The organism is Gordonia sp. DT30, from assembly GCF_049844915.1.
Taxonomy (GTDB): Bacteria; Actinomycetota; Actinomycetes; order Mycobacteriales; family Mycobacteriaceae; genus Gordonia.
This window is the reverse complement of sequence record NZ_JBNCLY010000113.1, coordinates 1-263: the sequence shown is the minus strand read 5'-3', so window position 1 is coordinate 263 and position 263 is coordinate 1. Positions and strand designations below refer to the sequence as shown.

Genomic DNA, 263 nt, shown 5'->3' with positions numbered 1-263 from the left:
ATCGGAGTTCGGCTGAGGCGATGTTGCAGACGATTTGGCCGTCGGTGCGGTTGTTGTGGGATGTGGTGTCGGGGAGCAGTAGAGAGTTTCGGGGTGATGTACGGACGGCGTTGGAGGGGAATAAGGAGTATTACACGCGGCCGGTGGAGAATCGGGTGCGTATGGCTGATGGTTTTGTGCCGTGGGGGATTTTGGGTCCGGTGTGTGCGGCGGTGGATTCGGATTTCGAGGTGGGGGTGGAGTCGCAGTATTTGCCGGCGGCG

1 protein-coding gene is annotated in these 263 nt (G+C 60.1%); it reads left to right on the top strand.

Features of this window, described 5'->3' with window-relative positions:
• Window positions 1-20 precede the first annotated feature (20 nt).
• Window positions 21-263: immunity 49 family protein (locus ACLQ3C_RS21670; protein WP_425707141.1), on the top strand; the 243-nt coding region annotated here is incomplete at its 3' end.